The organism is Lapidilactobacillus luobeiensis, assembly GCF_024345205.1.
GTDB classification, from domain to species: domain Bacteria; phylum Bacillota; class Bacilli; order Lactobacillales; family Lactobacillaceae; genus Lapidilactobacillus; species Lapidilactobacillus luobeiensis.
Map to the genome: position 1 here is coordinate 39651 of NZ_BROC01000014.1, position 25613 is coordinate 65263.

General features: G+C 50.0%; 18 protein-coding genes and 1 pseudogene. 8 read left to right on the forward strand and 11 right to left on the reverse strand.

What is annotated here, in order from left to right; all coding sequences use genetic code 11:
• Positions 1-901: 901 nt before the first annotated feature.
• The gene (locus OCU21_RS06515; RefSeq protein WP_261806629.1) at positions 902-2149 is read right to left on the reverse strand and encodes an MFS transporter; all 1248 of its coding nucleotides are present in this window, start codon (positions 2147-2149) and stop codon (positions 902-904) included.
• Positions 2150-3341: 1192 nt separating this feature from the next.
• Here OCU21_RS06515 and OCU21_RS06520 point away from each other — a divergent pair.
• Positions 3342-3671: a hypothetical protein gene (locus tag OCU21_RS06520; RefSeq protein ID WP_261806630.1), complete on the forward strand. Its 330-nt coding sequence runs from the start codon at positions 3342-3344 to the stop codon at positions 3669-3671.
• Positions 3672-3979: 308 nt separating this feature from the next.
• On the opposite strand, the gene OCU21_RS06525 is transcribed toward OCU21_RS06520, so the two are convergent.
• Complete coding sequence (locus tag OCU21_RS06525; protein WP_261806631.1) at positions 3980-4378, reverse strand: iron-sulfur cluster biosynthesis family protein; 399 nt, start codon at positions 4376-4378, stop codon at positions 3980-3982.
• A gap of 327 nt (positions 4379-4705) precedes the next feature.
• Between OCU21_RS06525 and OCU21_RS06530 the strand changes: the two genes are divergently transcribed.
• Both OCU21_RS06530 and OCU21_RS06535 read left to right on the forward strand, forming a co-directional pair.
• Positions 4706-5347 (forward strand): SDR family oxidoreductase, encoded by a 642-nt coding sequence (locus OCU21_RS06530; protein WP_261806632.1) that lies wholly within the window; start codon positions 4706-4708, stop codon positions 5345-5347.
• 1073 nt (positions 5348-6420) lie between these two features.
• Positions 6421-7608, forward strand: coding sequence for an NADH-dependent flavin oxidoreductase (locus tag OCU21_RS06535; RefSeq protein WP_261806633.1), 1188 nt, complete (start codon positions 6421-6423; stop codon positions 7606-7608).
• Between the two features lie 229 nt (positions 7609-7837).
• Here the strand turns inward: OCU21_RS06535 and OCU21_RS06540 are convergent, their stop codons facing one another.
• Entirely contained in the window at positions 7838-8143 is a 306-nt protein-coding gene (locus tag OCU21_RS06540; RefSeq protein WP_261806634.1) for a GNAT family N-acetyltransferase, read from the reverse strand.
• A 3-nt stretch (positions 8144-8146) separates the two neighbouring features.
• Entirely contained in the window at positions 8147-8302 is a 156-nt protein-coding gene (locus OCU21_RS06545; RefSeq protein WP_261806635.1) for a GNAT family N-acetyltransferase, read from the reverse strand.
• Between the two features lie 1184 nt (positions 8303-9486).
• On the opposite strand from OCU21_RS06545, the gene abc-f reads away from it, so the two are divergent.
• Both abc-f and OCU21_RS06555 read left to right on the forward strand, forming a co-directional pair.
• Complete coding sequence (gene abc-f / locus OCU21_RS06550) at positions 9487-10992, forward strand: ribosomal protection-like ABC-F family protein (RefSeq protein WP_261806636.1); 1506 nt, start codon at positions 9487-9489, stop codon at positions 10990-10992.
• Positions 10993-11338: 346 nt separating this feature from the next.
• On the forward strand, positions 11339-12757 hold the full coding sequence (locus tag OCU21_RS06555; protein ID WP_261806637.1) for an aldehyde dehydrogenase family protein: 1419 nt from the start codon (positions 11339-11341) through the stop codon (positions 12755-12757).
• A gap of 245 nt (positions 12758-13002) precedes the next feature.
• Here the strand turns inward: OCU21_RS06555 and OCU21_RS06560 are convergent, their stop codons facing one another.
• The 5 genes from OCU21_RS06560 to OCU21_RS06580 form a co-directional block, all read right to left on the reverse strand.
• Entirely contained in the window at positions 13003-14340 is a 1338-nt protein-coding gene (locus OCU21_RS06560) for an A/G-specific adenine glycosylase (protein ID WP_261806638.1), read from the reverse strand.
• Positions 14341-14532: 192 nt separating this feature from the next.
• On the reverse strand, positions 14533-15159 hold the full coding sequence (locus tag OCU21_RS06565) for a sugar O-acetyltransferase (protein WP_261806647.1): 627 nt from the start codon (positions 15157-15159) through the stop codon (positions 14533-14535).
• 32 nt (positions 15160-15191) lie between these two features.
• Positions 15192-15338: a hypothetical protein gene (locus OCU21_RS06570; protein WP_261806639.1), complete on the reverse strand. Its 147-nt coding sequence runs from the start codon at positions 15336-15338 to the stop codon at positions 15192-15194.
• A 64-nt stretch (positions 15339-15402) separates the two neighbouring features.
• The gene (locus OCU21_RS06575; RefSeq protein WP_261806640.1) at positions 15403-16302 is read right to left on the reverse strand and encodes an AraC family transcriptional regulator; all 900 of its coding nucleotides are present in this window, start codon (positions 16300-16302) and stop codon (positions 15403-15405) included.
• 691 nt (positions 16303-16993) lie between these two features.
• Positions 16994-18394: an FAD-dependent oxidoreductase gene (locus OCU21_RS06580; RefSeq protein WP_261806641.1), complete on the reverse strand. Its 1401-nt coding sequence runs from the start codon at positions 18392-18394 to the stop codon at positions 16994-16996.
• A 201-nt stretch (positions 18395-18595) separates the two neighbouring features.
• On the opposite strand from OCU21_RS06580, the gene OCU21_RS06585 reads away from it, so the two are divergent.
• Positions 18596-19291 carry an EAL domain-containing protein gene (locus tag OCU21_RS06585; RefSeq protein WP_261806642.1) on the forward strand — a complete coding sequence of 232 codons (696 nt, stop codon included), beginning with the start codon at positions 18596-18598 and terminating at the stop codon, positions 19289-19291.
• Between the two features lie 129 nt (positions 19292-19420).
• On the opposite strand, the gene anmK is transcribed toward OCU21_RS06585, so the two are convergent.
• Positions 19421-20560 carry an anhydro-N-acetylmuramic acid kinase AnmK gene (gene anmK, locus OCU21_RS06590; RefSeq protein WP_373875475.1) on the reverse strand — a complete coding sequence of 380 codons (1140 nt, stop codon included), beginning with the start codon at positions 20558-20560 and terminating at the stop codon, positions 19421-19423.
• Positions 20561-20787: 227 nt separating this feature from the next.
• Here anmK and OCU21_RS06595 point away from each other — a divergent pair, with 227 nt between their 5' ends.
• The gene (locus tag OCU21_RS06595; RefSeq protein WP_261806644.1) at positions 20788-21729 is read left to right on the forward strand and encodes an aldo/keto reductase; all 942 of its coding nucleotides are present in this window, start codon (positions 20788-20790) and stop codon (positions 21727-21729) included.
• Positions 21730-22562: 833 nt separating this feature from the next.
• On the opposite strand, the gene OCU21_RS06600 is transcribed toward OCU21_RS06595, so the two are convergent.
• Positions 22563-23249, reverse strand: coding sequence for a B3/B4 domain-containing protein (locus OCU21_RS06600; protein WP_261806645.1), 687 nt, complete (start codon positions 23247-23249; stop codon positions 22563-22565).
• A 155-nt stretch (positions 23250-23404) separates the two neighbouring features.
• On the opposite strand from OCU21_RS06600, the pseudogene OCU21_RS06605 reads away from it, so the two are divergent.
• Positions 23405-24809, forward strand: a pseudogene (locus OCU21_RS06605) (C69 family dipeptidase).
• Positions 24810-25613 lie beyond the last annotated feature (804 nt).

The following is a 25613-nucleotide window of genomic DNA, read 5'->3' on the forward strand; positions in this document are numbered from 1 at the left end:
GGTCTGATGAACAGACCTAGTTTTCGGTGAATCAACTGAATCAGTCGATTTCCACCCGTGGATTGTTAAGAAAGCGGGTAAAGATATTCAGTCTACGCAAAGTGTCCCAACCTTCTAATCCAAATCCGTTGGCATTGCCGTACCACCTCAAAAAGAGCGATTGGTTGGCCTCTTGCTTGCAAAACCACTTCGTCAGATACACAACTTCGATTGCAGCTAAGCTCAATTCTGCCTAGCAACCGCCTCAGGACGTGTGGCTCTATCCAGAGTGTGAGCCGACCTGGGTAGCTTCTGAGCATTAGCCTAGCAACTATTTTGGAGGCTGGGCTTGCCTCCGGAATAGTTGCGTAGCTAAGCACAGGGAGCTAGGTCGGTGAGCACGTTTCGAAACAGAGTGTGTAGCACAACGGGTTGACTTCGAGCATTAGCCTAGCAATGGCTTTGGAAGCGGGCTTCGCTTCCGAAACCATTACGTAGCTAAGCACAGAAGTCAGTTGCGCGGAGCACGTTTCCAGTCCGCAACAGCAGTCCCAGCCGGTTGCGCTCATGCGCAACACCCACCAAACCTGCAATTAAGTGTAGAAAAAAACGTAAAAAAAGACTGCACCAATGACCAACAGCATTGGGCAGTCTAATCTTTGTCCGTCTGAAATCCCATCGATCAAAATGGAAGTTTGACGTTACCCCGAAAAGAAGTGGCCATGCTGCGACTTACTGTGCGATTATTTTTTCGATTTAACAACATGTCGCTTCCTTCTTTCTCCATTAATTTACACTTATTAAGTAATTTATCATAAAACGGCCAAATTTCCTAGTGTTTTTTTAACCACGCGTCATTTGACTAGGTGCTGGCGCTGAATAAGCCACATTGAGCGCCAGTATTGCCTAGATTCAGGCCGCTTCAATCCTGCTCGTCACCTTGCACATCGCGAAGGCCTAAAGGAACAAGGATCACGGAGAAAAGGGCGATCAGTGTTCCCGCGATGATAAAGATCGCAGGTGCCGCCAGCCGGTCAAACAGGAAGCCAAAGACTGCCGTCCCCAATGGAACCGCTACTTGCACAAAGGCATCAAGCAGTGAGAACACCTTGCCCTGTTGCTTGGGCTGAATTCGTTTTTGCATATAGGTGACTAGGGGAATCTTCCCGGTGACCAGAACCACCCCGATCAAAAGACTGATCAGAAAAATAAGAGCTGTAAAAACAACTAGCGGTGACGCGAACGCCTGAATAACCACACCGTTGCTGGCAATTAAGATACCACACATGATCCAGCTCAGAACAATCAAGGAGAGCTCTCTCCGCTTGAATTTTAGATAGGGCATCACCAGCGAAGCAACGATCATACCCACCGGAACGGCGATCTCAATTAGTCCGATCGAGAGCGAATTGCCCGACAGCTTTGTGAAGACGACATAGGGCAGCCCCACTGTCAGACTAGACATCAAGAAATTGATCAAGAGCATCCCCAGCATCAAGAGCAGGACGACGTGTTCTTTCAGCAAATATTTGATCGTCTCCACAAATGTGGCGTTATTGGTCGATATTGAATCTGAATCTAAGTCGGTTGAACGGATACTTGGACGTTTAGAGTACGGTAGTTTTAGGAAAAAGATAATTGCGATGACTTCGCAGAACACCTCGAAACCCAAGAAGAGCTCGAGATTGATAAACGAGTACGCGGCCCCCGCTAGCAGTGGTCCCATCATCGACGCGAATGAGCTCATCGACTGTTGTGTACTATTGTAATCGATCAGTTGTTCTTCCGAGGACACAATATAAACGGCAGATGTCATCAACGTGCTGCCATAACTAATGTCGCTGATGTTGAGGAAAACGGTCAGAATGGAAACAGAAATCACGCTGACCTGCCCACCCCACTGGAGAAAAAAGCCAAAAACAAGCAAAGACACAATACTGATCAGCTGCGACCCAATGAGTAGCCTCCGTTTAGGAAAGCGGTCAACAATATAACCAATCAGTGGCGTGAGAATGATCGAGGTGACCGCGCCAACGACCAACACCGTGCTATACGCGGTGGCGCTGTTTGTTTTTGCTAAAATGCTTAGTGATAATGCAAATGTAAAGATGCTGCTGCCAAGCTCCGCAAATAAAACAGAGCCCATTAACCAAATTTTATTTTTACCCATTATGTTCCTCCCGGTGCCATTTCACGAGCGTAGTTGTGATGCCTACTCAACTCTGCCATGGCGCTTTGACGGCTAGTGCTCTAGGCCGACCGATCTCACTGCTCGCAAAAGACTGGTGCAACCTGTGACGGAGTTCAACGTGATCATCATCAATCAGTCCAAAGTTAGTAGCTCCCAGCATGCGAAAACGGAATTTCAAAAAAGTCGTTGGACAACACAAAAAGGCCATCGTAAACACAGCGTTGCGTTTGCAGTAGCCTCAATAACCATTTTATTCCGAGTGATAAGGGGTTGTTAACTAGCCTTTATCAAAGCAGTGGTAGGTGTTGAGGCGACGTTCAAAGTTGTCCTTAAATAGCTTCATAATTGCCACCTTCTTTCCCTTTCGCTTTCGGCCGCACCTTGATAAAACGCTAATAAGATATAAACACTGGGTGTCGCACACGGATAAAAACCCTTATTCTAGCAAAACCTTATTTCAAGAAGTCAGGACGATTAAAGTTTCGTCAAAATCGCCGCTATTTTCCCCGACCGATCTTTCCAAAATCAGCTGACTGGTGCTCATTCGGACGGTTAATCTGAATCGAAATACCGACCACCACTAGCATGATCATTACTTTCAAAGGCATTTCAGAAATCGATTTCACACCCAATTATATTCTAAATCACAAATAATGTCTATGAGTTCTTCTAATAGAATTAAAATGTTTTTTCGTTATTCAGCGTTTGGCTCATTATTCCTTAATGTTCCGCAAATGGTGCGTCGCTTTTCCGTTAAGCCCAGCTCCGTCACAACAACGATTGCTGAATTTAACAGCATGCTGATCGTCATGTCAAACCAGAAGCCTGGCACCGCGTGAATTGATGTTTCTAAAGTGACTGATAGTTGCTTTCTTTGTCCATCTTTCTCTGTAAGCGGGGCGTAGATACTTTTTGTGACATCAAAAAAAGTCTAGAACACCTAGTGAAGGATTATTTTCCAACACCAAAAATTCTAGACCCCTTTTTTGAAATAAATCGACCAGCTTAATTGGCTTAATAGCCAGCCCCAGCAACGGCCCAGCCACCAACGATCAACTTCAAGTTCAGCGCCGCTTAAAAAGGACAAATTGCCTAGCGTTTTTCACTATTATTTTTCTAAAAAAGCGTTATAATAGATTTGGTTAAAATAAAAGTTAGGAGGACTGAAGAAATGTTAAAAACTATTTCAACGAATTTCTCGGCGGCGCAGTTACAAAGGGATTGTCCTCAATTGGCCCATCGGATCGGAATTTTGATCAACACTTATCTCCAACCAGGTGAGTTTCATGATCCTTATGCCCTGAAGGTGCGGCGTTACACCATTGTTTTGAACCAACACACCCAGCGGTTGGATCTAAGATCGGCTTGGGATCTGGCGGATGGCGATCAACCGTTATTGACCTTGCGCGCCTTACTTGGTGAGGAACCTTCAGTTGACCTGACCGAAGCGACGATCACCAAAATGTTGATCACACAACTGGACGCGGTCTTGGCCCACTGAGCAACTTTCCCCGACAAGTGGTTGAACTGATCTCACTAGCACAGCGTCCACAAAAAAACTGATTCGTTCGTTTCCGTTGATTAAAACAGGAACGATCCGAATCAGTTTTTATTTTTTTAAAGCGCGGCCTACAGGTTGTTAACACAAGGGGGGAGGAAGTGTTGAACAGGGTATCTAAGTGCGCTAGAAACACAGTCAGGGGGGTGACTGCGGGGAGCGATTTGCGGCCGCGTTTGTCAGCGAAAAATCATTGATCAGTTATTACAACGAGCGACAAAATCACTATTGCTAAAAATAAGTAGATCACTTTAGCAGTTTTTCACGCCATCAGTCATCATTTTTTCCTTGAGTTCGGCAGTGGTTGGTGCTTGATAGTGGGTGATCGAAACAGCGCTATCCAAGATGCCACTGTTATCCCGCAGAATCAAGAAGCCATTGTGAAAATCTAACGCCAAACCATCCGTCAAGTACATCAACTCAGGCTTGCCCGTAAAGAAATGGAGACCCTGTTCGTTGGTCAAAGCCTGATCGTAACCTTCTTCAGGCTGATCGACTAAAACCAACTGGAACTTGGCGCCGATCGTACAAGAGCCACCCATGTTTGAGAACTTGTTTGAGCCATCATCCAATGCTAGCAGCACCAGCTCATCCTTGGTAATTTTATTCGCCAAATAGGTTTGAGCCGCCTCTTTGATTTTGATTTCCATCTTAAATCACCTCATTCTTTTAAAAAGGGTTGTGCACAACTCTTACTACTTCATTGTAACGGTCTTGTGTGCTGATTGCAATGGAACTGCTTAAGAAAAGTAAGCTGGCCGCGCGACGAAATGTCACTAACACCAAGGGTTGATCAGTGCTTAACTTTGCTTTACTTAGTGCCGCTACGAGCTGAGCACACAAACCTAGCCATTCGTTTCATTTTCATCATTTCCGATTTTGCTCAGAATGAGTAACTTCTCACAGTTGCATTTGCTTGCATTCGGTTGACGGCTTACATAAAATTAGTGGCGTAGAATGAAATTGGAGGTTTTTTTATGACAAAAGTCGTTATTTTAGGCGCGAATGGTCAAATCGCCCGTTTAGCAACAGCCCAATTACTGGCTGACAAAAAAGTTGACCTGAAATTATTTTTACGGAATGCTGATCGTTTGCAGAATGAAGACACTGGCAACGCGGAAATCATCGAAGGTGACGCCACCAAAGAGGCTGATTTGACCAAGGCCATCACTGGCGCTGATGTGGTCTACGCCAATTTGGCCGGCGGGACGATCGAAGTCCAAGCGCGCAAAGTCGTTAGTGTCATGGATAAATTAGGCGTGAAACGGTTGATCTGGATCTCAACTTTAGGGATCTATGATGAAGTTCCTGGCAAGTTTGGTGAATGGAATCACGAACAATTAGACGAAGGATACTTACCACTTTATGCCGCGGCAGCCGAACAAGTTGAGAAGTCCGATTTGGATTATACGATCATTCGGCCGGCTTGGTTGGATAACAAGGATGAAATCGATTATGAATTGACGCAAAAGGGTGAAGACTTTAAGGGGACTGAGGTTTCACGGAAGAGTGTGGCCGCTTTTGTTAAGCGTCTGATCGATGATCCGACGGAAAACCTGCGGCACTCTGTGGGCATCAACAAACCCAATACCGATGGCGACAAGCCGGCTTGGTATTAAAAGTAGGTTGTCCGCAGCTTGCGCTGCGAAATTCGGGGTGAGCTCGCTGTGGGCGCTGTTTTGAGCCAATCCGCAAGGTGCGCGGCTTGTCTCAAAATCAGGCCTTGTCCTAAGCGGCAAAGCCGCCAAGGACAATTTCACGGCGATCTCACCCCGAATTTCTCCGCTCCAGCCGCTCAACGTTTTAACAGCCGTTTGAGCGCTCCCGCCGATTGGCAAACTATGGTGAATTGATGAGGATCCACGCCATTGACGACCGTGGTTAGTAGTCACCAGCTTTAAATTGGTGACACCAATACAGTCTGTCCGATAAACAAAGCTAGTTTTCAGTGAATCAACTGAATTGATTGGTTTCCACCCAAGGATTGTCAAGGAAACGAATAGAGATGTTCATCCTGCGCAAAGTATCCCGACCTCCAAATCCGTTGGCATTGCCGTACCACCCCAAAAAAGTTGGAATTGTTTGACCACGACACTTGCAAAAGCGCCTTGTCGGATATCCAGCTTCGATTGCAGATAGGCTCAGTTCTGCCTAGCAACCGCCTCAGGACGTGTGGCTCTAACCAGAGTGAGAGCCGACCTGGTCAGCTTCTGAGCATTAGCCTAGCAACTATTTTGGAGGCTGGTTTGTGCCTCCGAAATAGTTGCGTAGCTAAGCGGAAGAAGCTAGGTCGGCGAACACGTTTCAGCGGTGATGTTATTCTTAGCGATTTATCGCTTAGAATAAGGCTCGATTTTAAAACAGGCCGCGGGTTTTGCGGATTGGCTTAAAACGATGCCCACTGCGTTCGAACCAGAGTGCGCAGCGCAACGGGTTGACTTCGAGCATTAGCCTAGCAATGGCTTTGGAAGCGGGCTTCGCTTCCGAAACCATTACGTAGCTAAGCACAGAAGTCAGTTGCGCGGAGCACGTTTCCAGTCCGCATCAGCAGTCCCAGCCGGTTGCGCTCACGCGCAACACCCACCACACCTGCAATCAAGCACAGAACAAAAAAACAGAACCACATATTTTTCCAATCAATCACAGCAATATGCTTTACCAAAAAAAATCCAAGGAAAGAGAAGGCTTTGACATGACAGAATACAAGTTTCTCGAACCATACAAGTTTTTGCATAAGGACATTACCCTGAAGAACCGCGTCGTCATTCCGCCAATGACGGAAACGATGGGATTCCACGATGGTAGCGTCAGCGACGCCGAATTGAGTTATTATGGCACTCACACTGGCGGTGTCGGCATGTTCATCACCGCCGTGGCCAACGTTAACGATTTGGGCAAGGGTTTTGAGGGCGAGTTGAGTGTCGCCGATGATCGTTTTATCCCTGGTCTGCGCAAGCTGGCCCACGCGATTCAACAGGATGGCACCAAGGCTGTTTTGCAGATTTTCAGTGCTGGGCGGATGACCAATAGTCAGGTGCTCCGCGGCCAACAACCGGTCAGCGCCAGCGCGGTTGCGGCGTTGCGGGCGGGCTCGGAAACACCCCGCACGCTGTCCACCAAGGAAGTTTACGCGACGATCGCCGATTTTGGTCAGGCTGTGCGTCGGGCGATCCTTGCTGGTTTTGACGGTGTGGAGATTCACGGCGCCAACACTTACTTGATCCAACAATTTTTCTCCCCTCATTCCAACCAACGGACTGATGAATTCGGTGGTTCTGTGGAGAAACGGATGACTTTCGCCTTGGATATTATTCGCGAAGTCAATCGGGTCGTGGACGAATACGCGACCAAGCCGTTCATTATCGGTTATCGGATCTCGCCTGAAGAGATCGAGAAGCCAGGGATCACTTTTGAGGATACCTTGAAGTTTATCGATGTGCTCAAGGATCAACCTCTGGATTATCTCCACGTTTCTATGGGCAGTGTTTGGCGCAAATCGCTGAATGATCCTAGCATCACCACCCCGCTGAACGAGACGATCAAGGCTCATTTGGCTGGGAAAATGCCGCTGATCGTGGTCGGCGACCTGCAAACGCCTGCCGATGTGGAAAAAGCTGCCTCAACTTTCGATTTGGTCGCGATCGGCCGCCAAAGCTTGCGCGAACCACAATGGGTCCAAAAAGTCGAACATCATGATGAGCAAGCAATCCGCTATGCGATCTCGCCGGATGATTTAGGCGAATTGGGCATCAAACCGCCTTTCCTGCAAATCCTGATCGCCCTCAGCGGTGAAAACGGGATCCCACTGACAACCGCCAAGGACGTCAACCAAGCTGCCGCCAACGCTCGGATCGACCACTATCTTAGCGGTGGTAAATAACGTTTAGACCAATCAGACCTTGAAAAAGCGCTGAATTAGTAAGCGTTCAAAAAAGTGCCGAAATCAAACAAGCATTTAACACGCGCTAAGATTACTCCAGCATTTTAAAAAACGTCAAGACTAGTTGCTTGGCGTTTTTTGTTTGCATTTGGATGCGAAGGAATGGCGGTAGCCAACCCCTGGATCAGGCGCCACTGACGGGTTCGTTGTCAACACCTTCACGCTTTTTCTAAAGGCGCAATGTCAAGAGTAATTCCGTTTCCGTTGACGCTTGATCGATGAAGTTTAGTTTCTTGAGAAGACCAAGCGATGGCACGTTGGCCCGGGAAACTTCGGCTTTGATCGTCGTGATGCCCTGCTCTTTTAGCCGCCGGATCACCGCGCTGACCGCCTCAAAAGCATAGCCGTGCCGCGCTTCAGTTCGACGGATCGAATAGCCGAGCCAACAGCTATCATCCGCTTGTTTGAGATAAAGGTCGCCCAACAACGCGCCGGTCTCGCGGTTAATAATAGCCAGCTGGACGCCCTTGGTCAAATCTTAGCCGCCCAACAAAATAGCCGCATAAGCTTGTTTCGTCAACCCTTTCAGGCCTTGATAACGCATCCACTCCAAATCATTGTGATAAGCCGTAAAACTAGCGAGATCACTTTCCTGAAAACGGCGGATCAGGCAGCGCTGAGTGTTGATTTCCATTGGTTGCTCTTTTCGATGATTATTTGGTCAAACTAACCATATCAAATTTGCCGGCGGTTTGCACATCTGAGCGAAAAAAAGAAGCACTTGGTGTTGACAATTAGTCAGTTGATGCGCTAAGCTGGGCGTATTATAAATGTCGAAATGAGGGATCATGCCGTTGAGAATCTAAATTAATTCAAAACAACAGTTGAGCTAAACAGTCTTGTTGAACAACAAGGGGGTTCTCTGTGCGTTTTTGGATCGATTTAGTGCTCAAGGGTGTGGTCTCTTTTTGTGTCCAATTTGCCAAAACAACCTTGTGAGCCTGGTCCTTGCGCAGACTGATTGGTGACCTAAGTAGATTTCCCACAGCTTGCGCTGCGAAATTCGGGGTGAGCTCGCTGTGGGCACTGTTTTGAGCCAATCCGCAAAGTACGCGGCTTGTCTCAAAATCAGGCCTTGTCCTAAGCGGCAGAGCCGCTAAGGACAATTTCACGGCGATCTCATCCCGAATTTCTCCGCTCCAGCCGCTCAACGTTACAACAGCCGTTTGAGCACTCACGCCAATTAGCAAGCTATCGCCAATTGATGGGGATCCACGGAATTGACGACCGTTGTTAGTGGTGAGAATTCTTAAATTGGTGACACCGGTAAAGTCTGTCTGATGAACAAACCTAGTTCTCAGTGAATCAACTGAATCGATCGGTCTCCACCCAGGATTGTCAAGGAAATGGTGAGATGTTCAGCCACGCAAAATGTCCCGACTACCTAATCCAAATCTGTTGGCATTGCCGTACCACCCTAAAAATGGGCAATTGTTTGACCGCTAGCCTGCAAAACCACTTCGTCAAATCCTTCGCCTCGATTGCAGATAGGCGCAATTCCGCCTAGCAACCGCCTCAGGACGTGTGGCTCAGCGGTGAGATTATTCTTAGCGATTTATCGCTTAGAATAAGGCTTGATTTGAAGACAAGCCGCGCACTTTGCGGATTGGCTTCAAACGATGCCCACCGCGTTCCAGCCACGACAAACGTCCTGAGGCGGTTGCGTCACCACCCAAACCCACCACTTCTGCCATCAAGCGAAAAAGCATGAATAGGACCCGGTTGCGCTCGCGCGCAACACCCACCCAAGCCCGCAATCAAACGAACATTAATAAATAGAATCGTATTTTTCAAAAAGTATTCTGAGGTGATGAATCTATGCCTAAAATTGAAATCAAAGACCTAACCTTCGGCTACGATCAACAAGGCACGCTCTTGTTTGACCACGCCGACTTAAATTTAGAATCGACCTGGAAACTAGGCCTGATCGGACGTAACGGTCGGGGGAAAACCACCCTGCTGAAATTGTTACAACATCAGCTCCCTTTCTCCGGGGAAATCAACCAACCGCTGAATTTCGTCTATTTTCCGCAAACGATCGCCGACCCGACGCAATTGACTTACGAATTGATTGCCGCGCTGTCGCCTAGCGAATTGTGGGAGGTCCAACGGGAATTGAACTTGTTACAAGTGGATGAGGGCGTGCTGTGGCGGCCTTTCGCTGACCTGTCTGGCGGCGAGCAGACGAAGGTTTTGCTGGCATTGTTGTTCACGGATACGACCAACTACCCGCTGATCGACGAACCGACCAATCATTTGGATCTGCAAAGCCGGCAGCAAGTCGCCCGCTATTTGCGCCAGAAGCATCAGGGATTCATTGTGGTCAGTCACGATCGGCATTTTATCGATGAAACGACCGACCATATTTTGGCCATTGATAAGGCCAAGTTGACCTTGATGCAAGGAAATTTCAGCAGTTACGAGCAGCAAAAGCAGCAACAGGACGATTACGAACAAGCGCAAAACAGCAAACTCAAAAAAGATATCGGGCGCCTGCGCCAAACCGCGGCGGAAAAGGCGGCCTGGTCCCATTCCCGTGAGAAAGACAAATACGGGCAGCAACACGTCAAAAATAGTGGCGCGATCGGCGATACCGGCTTTATCGGCGCCCGCGCCGCCCGCACGATGAAACGTTCGAAGAATCTCCAACATCGCATGGAAACAGAGATCAGCGAAAAAGAAACGCTCCTGAAAAACATTGAATATATTGATCCCTTGGGTATTAATTTTCAACCGACTTTTCGCAAGAATCTGTTAACGGTGAAAGATTTTCAGTTGGGCTATGAAAAGGAACAGCCCTTATTTCAACCGGTCAGTTTTCAGCTTGACCGGGGCCAACAATTGGCGCTGATCGGCCCCAACGGCGTGGGCAAATCGTCACTGATCCGCACGCTTTTAGGTGAATTCCGCGGGATCCGCAGCGGTGAATTCCAAATGTCGGATCAGCTTAGGATCAGCCGGGTGCGGCAGGATTATCAGGATAACCGCGGTTCGCTGGCCGACTTTGCCGAAGCTCAGCACTTGGATTACCAGCTGTTCTTAAATAACCTGCATAAGCTAGGGCTGCCGCGCAACGCGTTTTCCAGTCGGATCGAGCAGTTGAGTATGGGCCAGCAGAAGAAAGTCGAGTTAGCCAAATCCCTGGCGCAACCGGCCGAACTGTATTTATGGGATGAGCCGCTGAATTATTTGGACGTTTTCAATCAGGAACAATTGGAACAACTGATCACCGATTTCAAGCCCACCTTATTGTTGATCGAACATGATCAGGACTTCATCGCCCACGTCACCGACCAAGTCGTTCAGCTTCGCCCGCAATCCTAGTGCAGCGGACGGGGCCAGCGTGCCAGCCACCGCTCCTGATTATTCGCCAATCTAATTGTATTTCCTGATATAGAACAGACCGGTCTAAAACCGAGTCTGTTCTATTTTCTGTACCAAAAATATTTTCTTGCTACTTTCCAAAAATGACATGAGCGGTAATTTTTCAGAAACAATCAGCTTGTGGCTAGTCTCTTTACAGAAACAATTGTGATCATTCGACTAGATCAGCATGCCAAAAGCGCTGATTTTTCCCTGTACCAGTGGACTTCAAACGCTTTACATCTGTTTTCATTCGTTCTAGGATAAAGTTGTCAGAACCTGAACAAGTTTGAAAGAGATGTTGAAAATGTCTAAGTTAGCGACGACAGCAATCAGCGCGCCAAATGTGGACGACGCGATCAACCAATTGGTCAGCCGTGGGGTGGTGGCCTTCAAGAAATATCAGAACTACGATCAAACGCAAGTGGATGCGATCTGCGCCGCCATCGTGCGCACCGCGATCCGGCACGCCAAGGAGTTGGCCTTTCTCGCCTACAAGGAGACCGGGCGGGGCAACGCTGAGGATAAAGCAATCAAGAATATTTATGCCAGTCAATACATTTGGAATGAGATCAAAGACGACCAAACCGTGGGCGTGATCAGTCGCGACGGGCACAACGGTTTGGAAAAAATCGCGGAACCACTAGGGGTGATCGCCGGGGTAACGCCGGTGACCAATCCCACTTCCACGGTGATTTTCAAGATTTTGCTGGCTTTGAAAACACGGAACGCGATTATTTTCGGCTTACATCCCCAAGCTCAGGAATGCGGCAGCGCCACCTGTCAACTTTTGGCCACGGCGGCGGTCAACGCGGGGGCGCCGGCGAATTTGATCCAGTGGATCCAGCAACCAAGCATTGCGGCCACATCCGCGTTGATGAACCATCCGCAAGTCAACTTGGTCTTGGCCACCGGCGGCCCCAGCATGGTCAAAGCCGCCTATTCCACCGGCAAACCGGCGATGGGTGTTGGTCCTGGCAACGCGCCGGCTTACATTGAAAAAACCGCCAACATCGCCAACGCCGTCGCTGACATCATCATGTCGAAGACGTTCGACAACGGCATGATCTGCGCCTCCGAGAACAGCATTGTCGTCGATCGCGACGTTCTCGAAGCGGTCAAACAAGAATTCCAACGGCAAGGCGCCTTCTTCGTGGCGCCAGCCGACGTGGCCAAGTTGAGCGCCACCGTGATCGATCCCGAACGCCACACCGTTCGCGGCCCGATCGCCGGACAAAGCGCCACCCGCATCGCCGACTTGGCCGGTATCAAAGTCCCCGCGAACACCAAGTTATTGATCGGCGAAATCGCCGGCATCGGTCCCAACTACCCACTTTCCGGAGAAAAGTTGTCCCCTGTTTTGTCCATGTATGTGGCCAATAATCAGCAAGCCGCCTTCAGTATTTGCCTGGGACTGCTGAATTACGGCGGCTTAGGTCACACTGCCGTTGTCCACTCCCAAGACAACGATTTGATTGAACGCTTTGGCGCCATGATGCCCGCCTGCCGGATCCTGGTCAACACCCCTGGCTCCCTAGGCGGCATCGGCGGTCTCTTCAACAAGCTGACCCCCTCCCTGACTTTAGGCACCGGTTCTTACGGCAAAAACTCGATCTCCCACAATTTGACCGACTTCGATCTGTTGAACATCAAAACCGTTGCCCGCGCAACCCGGCGGCCCCACGAATTGATCAACGAGATCCGCGACGTTTTACATGAATATTAGGAAAACACAGCCGCCTAAGCGACTGCAGTAATCGTCACCTCGACAAAAACCTCCCGACATACTAAAATGCACTTTAGTATGTCGGGAGGTTTTGTTAGGAAGAACCGCTTTGACCCAGACTTTTGCGTTGCGTTGGAGCACTGACGCCCGCCTAAAATTTTGAATAATTCAGCTTTGAACACCGCCATTCAATCTCTTGGGCGGATGTTTTTGACAACCTTAGTGTTAGCCACCTGCCGCCAACCCTAATTGGGCAAGTCCAGCGCTTGTAACATTTTCCGCTGGACCGTGGGCAAGGCCGCCGCGGGAAAATCTGCTGCCGCGAACCAACGGCCGGGTAAATTGGCCAAATCGGGCACCTGCGGCAACTCCGCCGTCAATAAATGCAGTTGCCACTGCCGGTGGGTAAAGGTGTGCTTGACCAGCGGCAAATGTGGATCACGCAAAGGGAGTGGTGTCGGCCACCCACTCAACGCTTGCCACGCCGTCGTCACCGCCGCTAGTAAAACTACCGGGTCGCTCAGTTCAGTTGCAAGCTCGGTTGGCTGGGACTTTTGCCGCTGGGCCGGCTGACCGTTCTGCTTCTCATTCTTTTGGTCAGTGACCTGATCGGTTGGTTGCCCAGCACCATTTTTGGCGGGCGCCGCTAACGGATTTGCCGTGGTCAGGGTTTTGTCGGGCTGGTCAGCTTGGCTGGCAGTTAGCAGCTCATCTTGATCCAATAACGGGAATAGCCACAACCGCGCCAGCATCCCCGTGGTCGGCCGCTGCAACAAGAGCCACCCCGCCGGACTATGGATCGCCAAGGCGAAATAATGCTGGACCACCGGCCGGGCTTTTTTCTGGCGCACGGGATATTGCAAACTCGTGCCCGCCGCCGCGCTGGCATCGAAACGGCGTAAAGGTGACTGGGTCTCATCTGGATTCTTGGCGGTCATGTAACGGGTGCCGATGTCCATGATTGCCTGATTGAAATCGCCCGGGCGCGCCGGGTCGATCAAGCGGGCGATGATCGTGCTGAACACCAAACGTGTCTGCGGTTTGGTGATATCCAAGTCGATTTCCAACAAGCGGGCAAAGACGCGAAAAGCATTGCCATCCACTGCCGGTACCGCCTCACCAAAAGCAATACTCGCGATCGCGCCAGCGGTATACGGCCCAACGCCCGCCAGATCGACCAGTTCGGCGGCCGTGCGTGGCCAAACACCGGCGTAGTCATGCACCAATTGTTGCGCCGCCTTTTGCAAGTTGCGGGCCCGGGAATAGTAGCCCAATCCTGACCATAATTGCAACAATTGTTCTTCCGGCACCGTCGCTAAATCTTGAATCGTCGGTAGTGCCGCCAAAAAGCGTTGGTAGTATGGGATCACCGTCTGCACTTGGGTTTGTTGCAACATGATCTCACTCAAGAGGATATGATACGGCTCTTGATCTTGGCGCCAAGGCAGGTCGCGGCCCTCAGCGTCGTACCAGCTCAACAATGTCTGGCGGAACGCGGCGATTTTTTCAGGTGACCAGGTCAAATAATGGTCGGCCAAACTTACTACGGTTGCTTTTGCTACGGTTGTTTGCGTCTTGCTCATTTTCTGTTGCCCCACTTCTCTTGAATGCTGCGCTAAGCGTACCCGAATTTTCCGCCTTTTGCAAAAAAATCCGCGTAGTTGCGTTCGCTTACTCTGGCGAAACGTAGCTCCGATCCAATAATTTTTCGCTGCGCAGGACGTTGATAGTAGGCAGGTATGGTCGCTGAGGGCTCCCGATAAAAACGTGTTTTGCTAGTCGGCGGGCCGATCGAGCAGGCGCGGGTCGATCCGCAGATCTTTAAAATAAAACTCGCGATCGCGGGCGCCAACTGGACGAGCGACTTTGCAAGGGTTGCCATAAGCGACCACATTGTCAGGCAGGTCCTTGGTCACCACACTGCCCGCGCCGACGACCACGTTAGCGCCGATCGTCACTCCGGGCATGATCAAAACACCGGCGCCGATCCAACAATTCGTCCCGATATGAACAGGTGCATTATACTGATAACCCTGGCCGCGCAAGCTCGGTTCGATCGGATGACCCGCCGTCGCAATCGTTACATTAGGTCCGAACATCGTCCGACTTCCCACATAGATATGGGTGTCATCGACCATGGTCAAATTGAAATTACCATAGATATTATCGCCAAAGTGGACATGATGGCCGCCAAAGTTGGCGTGAAAAGGCGGTTCAAGATAACAGCCGCTTCCGATCTCGGCGAACATCTCGTGTAACAATTGGTTCCGCCGCGCTTGCTCTTTAGGCCGCGTTTGATTGTAATCATATAACAATTCGAGACAATCCACTTGGACCTTGGCGATCTCTGGGTCATCAGGATGATAGAGCGCTTGTGTATGCATTTTTGTTTGATCATTCATATTTGATTGACGATTCCCTTCTGTAGCTGTATTCATGATTTAAAAATCTGATCGATTATTTTGGTCCCCTCGATCGGCGACCTGAGTTCAGTAATGATCCCGGTGATCAGCGTCGCCACACCACTGAACGCGGAAAGGCTGAGAATACTGGGTAGGACCCAGCGTTTTTCTTTTGGCATTAAAACGTCCTCACTTCATTATCTGGCAAGAACTTTATCACGATCAGCGCCGCTTGAGGCGACACTATCGCAAGCAATCGGCGTCATTGTCGGCTTTTATCTGCGCTTGTCTGAGATCAGGCTGTCTAGTCGCGGTTTTGCGGAACTGCGAGGGCGTTTGTCCCAACCAATTCAGAAAATTGCGTTGAAAAGTTTTGATACTGCCAAAACCACACTGAGTGGCGATATAATCAATACTCTTGTTAGTCTCTAACAACAGCCGCCGCGTGCTGATCAACCGCACTTGGCGGATATAAGCGTGAACAGACATCCCGACCAATTCTTGAAATTGTTGATTAAGCGTTGTCAACGACACATGCGCGAATACCGCCAGATCAGCGCTGTGCAATTCAGTCGCGTAATCATGGTGGATCTTCGTCATGACGCGATCGACCAACTGCGGGTTACGGGCAAGCTCGACTTCCTCAGCAAGGGTCACGAAATGACGCCCTAACAGAACCAGCATTTGATAAAAATGACTCAAAATAATGAGCCGATCATAATCATCCAATCCTGCCACCAGCAATTTGCGAATCGCCAACGCGTGAGTAAATAGCGCTTGATAGGCCTGGTCTTGCGCCGGATCTTGCGGCCGCCCCTGTAACTGTAAGTGCCACGATGCGCTGACCGGTAATTTTCCCTGCAAGAATGTTTCATCGATAATGAAACCAAATTCGTCCCAGTTTAGTTGTCCCGCACCGACCGCACGATGGATCACTCGACGATCAACCGCCCAACAATCTCCCGGCGTAAATTGATGAGCCTGGCCATTTTCAGTAAAGATCAGTGGCCCGCCGCTAACAAGAAAATTCAATTCGATCCCAGGATGCCAGTGCGCTGGCACCGCGATCGGCAGCGGCGCTTGATGTTGGAAAAATTTAAAAGGCAACTTAGGCCATTGTTTGACTTGCTCGAATTGGATCATCATTCGCGCTCCTTTCGCTGCGCGGTCAATGCGCCTTGTTTCTTAATCGACGTGACCTGATTTCGTTCTTGATCCACGTCAGGTTTATCATCATGATACAATTTTGCCGCAACAGGTTCAAGCAGCCTCAGTGTCCAGAGGAAAACGCTGAAGTTAGGCGCAACCGCCGGGGACGATCACTTTTGCGGCACAGCCAGAGCAGACGATCAGTTGTTATCCCCAGTGCGTGCTCGCTCATACTTACCACAAAAACAGAGTGTAAGCCACCCCGGTCAGCACTTGAGCATTAGCCTAGCAATTGTTTTGGAAGCGGGTTTAGCTTCCGGAATAATTGCGTAGCTAAGCGGAAAGTGCTGGGGTGGCGAACACGTTTCAAATTCAGAGTGTAAGCCACCCCGGTTAGCTTCTGAGCATTAACCTAGTCAGGATTTTGGAGGCGTCCCTTGCCTCCGGAAGCCTGACGTAGTTAAGCGCAAGAAGCTGGGGTGGCGAACACGTTCCAAAAAAGAGAACGCTTGCAGGGCATCCTGATACTGTCCTGTCGCACCGTTTCCCTGATCGTCACTTTGATCAACAATAAATAAACCCCCAACTCCGAGCGTCCGCTCAAGTTAAGGGTCAAATCAATCACTATTCAGTTGTTCAATACCTATTCACTGTCTTGCTGTGTTTCCTTCTTTTTGGTTTCACGCTATGGGCGTGGCACGTCATTCCCCAACGCCGTAAAGCGCGGGTTGTCGCGGCCAGCCTCGCGTTCTTGGTCGATGGCTTTTTGGGCGGCGAGGTTGAGATAATTGAAGGGATAATCGAAATTAGGTTGGAACAACATGTCCACATAGGCCAGATCGTCAATAGTATTGTCGTTTTGAATCGCCAAAGAGAGAGTATTGGCGGATTGGGCGATCTCGTGCTTGCTGATCAACTGACAACCCAAGATGCGCCGTGTCTCTTGATCATAGATCAGGACGATCTTGATTTTATCAGTGGAAGGCATATAGGCTGGCCGCCAGGTGTCTTCGTAAATGATCTGTTGGGCCTTGAAACCATTGCGCAATGCGTATTTGTAGGTCAGTCCTGTGGTGGCGATGCTATAATCGAATAACTGTAAAGCCGAGGTAGCCTGAGTACCCATATAAGGCATGGTGTTGCCGAAAATATTCGTCGCCGCTAAGACCGCTTGGCGGATCGCGTTAGTCGCCAACGGGGTGTACGCTGGCCGACCGGTTGGATTGAAGCGGACAGCACAACTGTCCCCAGCAGCGTAGATATCAGGATCAGACGTCTGCATGAATTTATTGGTCAAAAGTGCGCCATGCCGATCCATTTGGACTTGGTTGCGTAACAATGTGGTACTCGGCACGAACCCAGTACAAACGATTGCTAGATCAGCGCTGAAACTTTCACCGGACATGGTTTTGATCAAAAGATCGCCGTTCTCATCGCTGGTAAACTCAGAAACTCGCTGGTTCAAGTGGATCTCCACTTGATGAGCCTCCAACAATTCCGTGACCTTGGCCGAGATCTCGGGCCCGATATAATGATGCATCACTTGCGAACCCGAGGTCAATAACAAAACTTCGTGGTTGGTCTGCGCATAACTTTCGGTGATTTCAGTGCCTGAATAACCTGCGCCGATCACGGCGATCCGCTGATTATGTTGTGCTGTCTCATAGATTTCTTGCGCTTGTTGATAATTTTTGCAAAGCAGCACCTTAGATTCATCAATGCCCGAAAGCGGCGGCACTGCTGCAGTCGAGCCCGTGCACATGATCAATTTGTCGTACGAATCGTCAATGACCGTGCCTGTTTTGATATCAACGGCCCGCAATCGTTTGCTGGCAGTATTGATACTCAAAACATTATGATGGGTCAGAATATTAGCGCCTTGTCGCGTCAATTCTTCTGGCGATGAATAGAACATATCCTCTAAGTTCTTGACCTTGCCCCCCAGATAAAGGTAAATGCCACAAGAAAGAAACGAAATATCATCATTTCGTTCATAGATCGTCACTTCAGTTTGCGGATGTGTTTTTAGGATCTGCGCCGCCGCGATCGTGCCAGCGTGCGTACAGCCCACAATAACAACTTTCATGATGAAACCCCCTTAGTGAATCGGTCTGGCCTGATTTTGCTTGGCGCAAATGTTTACCACCATTACCTTAATGATCAAGTCGATCGATTCCCCGTTCTTACTTTTTGTAGTACAATCAATATTAGTATAAACACGCTTCAATTAATAGTGAACAGTCTTATTATACCTGATTACTGGGTGGAAATGCTTGAGGGAGCTAACATGTATCGTTATTTTATCCAACCACAATTCAACAAATTCACGAATTCGGTTTTTGGCTACGAAATGCTGATCAGGAAATGGGGCGCTGATCGTTGGCAGTTACCCAAGGACTTTGCCTCGATCCCGATCGCGATCCAGACTGATCTGCTGCGCAAAGTCGGGCAAGAATTGGCGTTGAAGGTCGAATCGATCTCATTTAATCTGAACCGAACTCAATTCGTCAACGATGAAATCAGCGCGGCCTTGATCGCGACTCAACATCAGATCTATCCGATCGTGTTGACCGTGGAAATCACCGAAGAGCCGACTGACCAGATCACTGTGGCTGATCTTTTACCGAAAATCGTTGAATATAACGATCATGGCATCGAGATCAGTCTCGACGATGTGGCCACTGGCGTCAACACTTTGGCCCACATCAAGCCACTATTACCTTTTGCCGCTGAGATCAAAGTCGCAATGCAAAATTTTCGAGCTGAACACCGGGAAAACGAGATCAACGACCAATTGCAGCACTGGATCGAGGTCGCTCAAGATTATCAATTGCGATTGATCCTTGAAGGCGTGGAGAATCAGGGCGAAGACGAAATGGCCGACGATTATGGCATCGCCATTCGCCAAGGTTACTTTTATGGCAAACCCCATTTATTCAAATTACGCAATGACGATCTGTCCGCAAAACAATTGAACGCCTGAATCACCGCTCCACCCATAGCTAAGCCAATCAGTTTTCAGCAATCACCTGAAGGATTTGACCAAAAAGCGCCGCAGTTAGAACACTGTCGCGCTTTTTTTCATTGGGTCAGGTTTGAAGATCTGTTCTGATCAGGAGGCATCAACCGGCGTGATCCGCCCTAAGATCACTGACCGGTTAGCGCCAGTCGCGCTGGGCACATTGCTCGGCTGACCCTGCCACGTTTGGTTCCCTAAGACGACCATCGCGATCGCTTCTTTCGCCGCTGAAGAATAACCGTGATCCTCTTGCGTGCTGACAGCGACTTGTGGCAAAGCTTCTTGTAACATGGCCATCAAAGTCCGGTTATAGCTACCACCACCGGCCACGATCAATTCTGTTGGCTTTTGACAATATGGTTCGATGGCGCCAGCGATCGACCGGGCTGTCAATGCGGTCGCCGTTGCGATCAGATCATCAGGCGCTAGATCAGCGTATTTTTTCAGCAAGCGGGCCGCATAAGCTTGACCGAAATCTTCTCGACCCGTCGTTTTGGGCAAAGGACGTTGAAAATAAGGATGCGTCAATAATTGCCTCAAAACAGTTTCATCGACCTGACCAGCCGCGCCATGACGGCCATCATGATCATATTCTTCTTGATAGAAATGGCGACAAAGTTCATCGATCACCATATTACCGGGCCCCGTATCAAAGGCCAGTAAATCGTTCAAGTGACCTTGACGCGGAATGATCGTCGCGTTGCCGATCCCGCCAATATTTTGTAAGATCCGCGTCGCCGTCGCGCTCCGATACAAAACATATTCTGAATACGGAACGATCGGCGCGCCTTGACCTCCTGCCGCCAGATCTGCTTCACGAAAGTTAGAAATGACCGGGATCCGAGTCTGCTCAGCAATCACCGCTGGTTCGCCGATCTGCATAGTCGAAGGCACTTGAGCATTATTTTCTGGTCGCGGCAAATGATAGATCGTTTGACCATGCGAAGCAATGAAGCTCAGCGCTGATAAAGGGACACCTGCTTCCCGACAGACTTGTTGCACCGCCGCACCAAAAAGCGCCCCTAGTTCAAAATCAAGACTACAGATCGCCGCCACATCAGAAGTTTCCGGCGTCAACGCGGCTTGGATCCGCTCCTTGACTGCCGCCGTAAATGGATAACTATTGAAATGACGCAATTGCACTTTAGTCTGCTCATTGACCCCGGTGATCTCCACCAAGGCCGCGTCCGTCCCGTCCAATGACGTTCCCGACATTAAACCAACTGCCAACATCACAGTCACTCTCCTTCAACTTATTGCAAATAGCTATTTTATTGTAAATAGCCGTTATAAATAGCTACTCATGAAAAATATTTTCTCGTAAACCAGAATATTTCATACCTAAATTGTAAAATATTTTCACAGCGTCCGCAAGTCAGGCAAGCAAACTTCGGCCTTTTTTCAAAGGTTTCGGTTATACTAAAAGCAGTTACACTTGGAAAAAGTTAGGAGGATGTTTCATGACAACAGCAACCATCAAATTAGGTCAATCAACAGTCAGCGCCACACCACTGGGCTTAGGCACCAACGCGGTGGGCGGTCACAATCTTTTCCCAGGATTGGAGGACGAGACGGGCCGGGCGATCGTCCGCGCCGGTCTGGATAACGGCATCAATTTATTGGACACGGCCTTCGCGTACGGGCTCGGCGCTTCGGAAACACTGATTGGTGAAGCAATCAAAGGTTACGATCGCAATAAAATCGTCATTACCACCAAGGCGGCCCAGCATGTGCACGCCGATGGCACGATGACCATCGACAATTCCCCTGCGTTTCTGAAGCAGGCGGTGGCGGAAAGCTTGCAACGGCTCCAAACAGATTACATCGATTTGTTCTACATTCATTTTCCTGACGAGCACACCCCGAAGAATGAAGCGGTCCAAGCCCTGAACGAACTGAAACAAGCGGGGAAGATCCGGGCGATCGGAGTGTCCAATTTCTCGCTGGCTCAATTAAAAGAGGCCAATCAGGACGGTCTGGTCGATGTGGATGAGGAACAATATAGCCTGCTCCACCGCGACCAAGAGACGGAGCGCTTCGCTTACTTGCAAGCCCACCAAATTTCGTTTGTGCCTTTCTTCCCACTAGCGTCAGGCTTACTGACCGGCAAATATCACGAGGCCGTGAGTTTCCCCACTGACGATATTCGCCATGATAATCCTGATTTTCAAGGCGCTCGTTTTGCGCAGATCATCGCTCAAGTCGACCAATTGGCGCCGATCGCCGCGGCGCATCAAGCGACGATCGCCCAAGTTGTGCTAGCTTGGTACATCCAGAATCCCGCCATCGCCGTGGTCATCCCCGGCGCTAAACGGGTCGAGCAGGTCGTCAGCAATGCCCATGCGCTCAAAATCAGTCTGAGCGCCGCGGAATATCAACAGATCGATCAAATTTTTCGCTGATCGTTAATGCCCAGCTTCATCAAAATGCCCGTTACCTTTCGACTTCACGCCATAGCGTCTATCGGGGTAACGGGCTGTTTTTTGCTTGTTCGAAAAGTTGAGGGCCACGCTAAAAGTAGATTGGCCGCAGCTTGCGCTGCGAAATTCGGGGTGAGCTCGCTGTGGGCGTCACTTTGAGCTTTTCGGAAGGGCACCGAAAATCTCAAAGTTGAGCCTTATTCTAAGCGGCAAAGCCGCTAAGAATAACGACACGGCGAGCTCACCCCGAATTTCTCCGCTCCAGCCGTTCAACGTTAACTTAGTCATTGAATCACTCACGCCGACTGGCAAGCTATGGCCAATTGATAGGGAGCCACGCAAATGACGACCGTGATTAGTGGGTACAAGCTTTAAATTGGTGACACCAGTACAGTCCGTCTGATGAACTAGGATATGATCTTGATGAATTGGCTAATTCGGTCGGTTTTCACCCATGGATTGTTAAGAAAACGAGTGGAGATGTTCAGCCTACGCAAAGTATACCGGTCTCCTAATCCAAATTCGTTGGCATTGCCGTACCACCTCAAAAGTGGGCAATTGTTTGACCTCTAACTTGCAAAACCACTTCGTCAAATCCTTCGCCTCGATTACAGATAGGCTCAATTCTGCCTAGCAACCGCCTCAGGACGTGTGGCTCAGCGGTGAGATTATTCTTAGCGATTTATCGCTTAGAATAAGGCTCGATTTGAAGACAATTCCCGCTTTTGGAATTGGCTCCAAACGATGCCCACCACGTTCCAGCCACGACAAACGTCCTGAGGCGGTTGCGTCCCCATCCAAACCCACCACACCTGCTACACCGGCGTGCTTCCGGCGGCGGTGATCACCCGGGCTTTCACGCTGGTCACCCCGATATTTTCCCGCAATAAACGGGCATAGATCGTGGCCATGGCCGGCAACGGCTCGGCGCCGCTAAAAGAATAAACCACGCTCATCAGCGGCTGGATCGCGGTGCTGAAATTGACCGCGGCGCGGCGGCTGTCACTGGTGGGATTGCCGAAAGGACCGACCGCGTCGAAAAGCGTGGGCAACGCAGCAATGTTGATCTGGCCCTTGCCGATCCCGGCGTAAGTAGTCCCTTCTGGCGCCGGGCGCCACGTGATCGGTCCAGATAAGGCGGCAAGATTATACGAGCCAATGGAAAAACCGCTGAAGATCGACATCAGATTATTGATCTCGATCACATTATTGATCTGATCAAGTTCTTGCCCCTTGACCAACCGCCGCAACATCGCCTCGGCAGCATTGCGGTAACTGGCCGGCGCTTTACCTAAAGCCCGATAAGCCGCGCGGGTCGCGGCGATCTGGGGCATCTGGGCGATCGCCGGCAGATCCAAGCGCGCCGCTTGCTTCGCGCCTAGTTTGGTGAACTTGGCTTGTAACGCAGGTGAGCTGAAAGTGACTTCGGCTTGATAATCCAGCACCAACAAGCTGGCTTGCGGGACGACCTGAGTCAACTCAGGCGCAATCGTGATTTCCATAAAAATTGCCAACTTTCTTTTTTTCACTGCCCGTCCTTAATCGGGAGCAAGTAGAAACTGATGATTTTATTATACCACCCGCCCCGACCACGCCGTGCATTTCTGCCGGTAGAGGCTTACAATAGTCTGGTAAACTTTTTGAGAAGGTGTGCTTAATGACAAAACGTATTAAAGGCTCGTGTACCACAGTTCTGGTTGGCAAGAAAGCATCGATCGACGGTTCAACGATCATCGCTCGTAACGAAGACGGCGCCGCGCCGCTAAATCCGGAGAAATTCGTCTTCGTCAAGGCGGCGGACCAACCACGGCATTATCAAGCGGTCTTGAGTAAATTCAATCTGGATCTGCCGAACGATCCATTGGCCTATACCTCCACGCCTGACGCGGTCTCCGGGCACGGCACTTGGGCCGCGGCGGGGATCAACAGCGCCAACGTAGCAATGACCGCCACCGAAACGATCACCTCAAATTCGCGGATTTTGGGCGTGGACCCACTGGTTGATCAGGGATTGGGCGAAGAAGACATCACCACGGATCACCTTGCCCTACATTCACAGCGCCCGGGAAGGCGTCCTGCGCTTAGGCAGCCTTTTGGAAAAATATGGCACCTATGAAATGAACGCGATCGCTTTTTCCGACAAGGATGAAGTCTGGTACTTCGAAACCATCGGCGGACATCATTGGGCCGCGATCCGCATTCCCGATGACGCCTACGTGATCGCGCCTAATCGCCTGAACATCGATCAATTCGACTTCGCCGCCGACAACACCTTGTTTGCCCACGACCTGCCCGACTTGATCGCGACTTATCACCTGAATCCCGATCCCGATCAAGTCAACCTCCGCCATATTTTTGGCAGCAGTACCATTAAGGATACCCGCTACAACAACGCTCGCGCTTGGTACGGTCAGAAATATTTCAATCCTGAGCGCGTACAGGACCCGATTGATCAAGACCTGCCCTTCATTTGTCGCACCAACCACAAGATCACCATCGAGGACCTGAAGTTCGTCCTCAGCTCCCACTACCAAAATACCCCGTATGACGCTTATGGTACCGGCACCGACGCCCAACGGAAGCAATTTCGGCCGATCGGGATTAACCGCAATCAGGAATTACACATTTTGCAGATCCGCAATGACGTACCGGCCAGCATCGCCGGGATCCACTGGCTGGCGTTTGGCCCCAACACCTTCAACGCGGTGGTGCCATTTTACGCCAACGTGACCGATACCCCCGCCAGCTACCGGGGCACCGGCGAATGCGATCCTACCAAAGCATACTGGCTCAGCAATGTGCTGGCGCTGATCGGCGATAGCAACTTCGGCCTTTACGAGGACCAAGAGAACCTCTTCGAAGAAAACACGGTCGCCGCTTGCCGGCATTTGCAACACGAAACCGACGCGCAAGCCACCGCGCAACTCGATCTACCCGCCTATCTGACCGCCGTCAATGAAAAAATGGCCGCGATCGCCATGGCCAACAGCAATAAGTTGCTGGGACAAATGTTGGCGCTAGGCGAACCACAAATGAAACTACAATTCACCTTGCACGATTAACAGAGTGCGGAGAGGTGCGGTTAGACCGTGAGCATTAATTTATCTGATTGACTAAGCCGCGCAGCGGGTTGGGCAAGCAGATACTTTAAGGCGCAGCGGTCTGCACCTCGTAGCACGCTTCAAACCAGAGTGTTCGCCGACCTGGGTAGCTTCTGAGCATTAACCTAGTAAAAGTAGATTGGCCGCAGCTTGCGCTGCGAAATTCGGGGTGAGCTCGCTGTGGGCGTCACTTTGAGCTTCGCAAAACCCGCGAATCTCAAAGCTGAGCCTTGTCCTAAGCGGCAGAGCCGCCAAGGACAATTTCACGGCGATCTCACCCCGAATTTCTCCGCTCCAGCCGCTCAACGTTATAACAGCCGGTTGAGCACTCACGCCATCTGGCAATCTATGGTCAATTGATGGGGAGCCCCGCAATGGACGGCCGTGGTTAGTGGTTACTAGCTTTAAATTGGTGACACCAGCACAGTCTGTCTGATGAACAAGCCTAGTTCTCAGCGAATCAACTGAATCGGTCGGTTTTCACTCGTGGATTGTTTATGAAGCAGGTAAATATGTTCACCCAACGCAACCTGTACTAACCAACTGATCCCAATCCGTTCGCCTTGCCGTACCACTTCAGAAAGGGCAATTGTTTGACCTCTAGCTTGCGAAACCACTTCGTCAAATCCTTCGCTTCAATTGCAGATAGGCTCGATTTGAAGACAATTCCCGCTTTTAGAATTGGCTTCAAACAGTCTAAGGTTTATGGTGAATCATGATTCGACGGAATCGTGATTCACCATTTTTCATTTTTCTGGTAAAGTG

What these genes read in the sequence shown, in the direction of transcription:
- OCU21_RS06515 (WP_261806629.1), bottom strand. Translation starts at nt 2,149, where the DNA reads ATGGGTAAAAATAAAATTTGGTTAATGGGCTCTGTTTTATTTGCGGAG.
- OCU21_RS06520 (WP_261806630.1), top strand. Translation starts at nt 3,342, where the DNA reads ATGTTAAAAACTATTTCAACGAATTTCTCGGCGGCGCAGTTACAAAGG.
- OCU21_RS06525 (WP_261806631.1), bottom strand. Translation starts at nt 4,378, where the DNA reads ATGGAAATCAAAATCAAAGAGGCGGCTCAAACCTATTTGGCGAATAAA.
- OCU21_RS06530 (WP_261806632.1), top strand. Translation starts at nt 4,706, where the DNA reads ATGACAAAAGTCGTTATTTTAGGCGCGAATGGTCAAATCGCCCGTTTA.
- OCU21_RS06535 (WP_261806633.1), top strand. Translation starts at nt 6,421, where the DNA reads ATGACAGAATACAAGTTTCTCGAACCATACAAGTTTTTGCATAAGGAC.
- OCU21_RS06545 (WP_261806635.1), bottom strand. Translation starts at nt 8,302, where the DNA reads ATGGAAATCAACACTCAGCGCTGCCTGATCCGCCGTTTTCAGGAAAGT.
- abc-f (WP_261806636.1), top strand. Translation starts at nt 9,487, where the DNA reads ATGCCTAAAATTGAAATCAAAGACCTAACCTTCGGCTACGATCAACAA.
- OCU21_RS06555 (WP_261806637.1), top strand. Translation starts at nt 11,339, where the DNA reads ATGTCTAAGTTAGCGACGACAGCAATCAGCGCGCCAAATGTGGACGAC.
- OCU21_RS06560 (WP_261806638.1), bottom strand. Translation starts at nt 14,340, where the DNA reads ATGAGCAAGACGCAAACAACCGTAGCAAAAGCAACCGTAGTAAGTTTG.
- OCU21_RS06565 (WP_261806647.1), bottom strand. Translation starts at nt 15,159, where the DNA reads ATGAATGATCAAACAAAAATGCATACACAAGCGCTCTATCATCCTGAT.
- OCU21_RS06570 (WP_261806639.1), bottom strand. Translation starts at nt 15,338, where the DNA reads ATGCCAAAAGAAAAACGCTGGGTCCTACCCAGTATTCTCAGCCTTTCC.
- OCU21_RS06575 (WP_261806640.1), bottom strand. Translation starts at nt 16,302, where the DNA reads ATGATCCAATTCGAGCAAGTCAAACAATGGCCTAAGTTGCCTTTTAAA.
- OCU21_RS06580 (WP_261806641.1), bottom strand. Translation starts at nt 18,394, where the DNA reads ATGAAAGTTGTTATTGTGGGCTGTACGCACGCTGGCACGATCGCGGCG.
- OCU21_RS06585 (WP_261806642.1), top strand. Translation starts at nt 18,596, where the DNA reads ATGTATCGTTATTTTATCCAACCACAATTCAACAAATTCACGAATTCG.
- anmK (WP_373875475.1), bottom strand. Translation starts at nt 20,560, where the DNA reads ATGTTGGCAGTTGGTTTAATGTCGGGAACGTCATTGGACGGGACGGAC.
- OCU21_RS06595 (WP_261806644.1), top strand. Translation starts at nt 20,788, where the DNA reads ATGACAACAGCAACCATCAAATTAGGTCAATCAACAGTCAGCGCCACA.
- OCU21_RS06600 (WP_261806645.1), bottom strand. Translation starts at nt 23,249, where the DNA reads ATGGAAATCACGATTGCGCCTGAGTTGACTCAGGTCGTCCCGCAAGCC.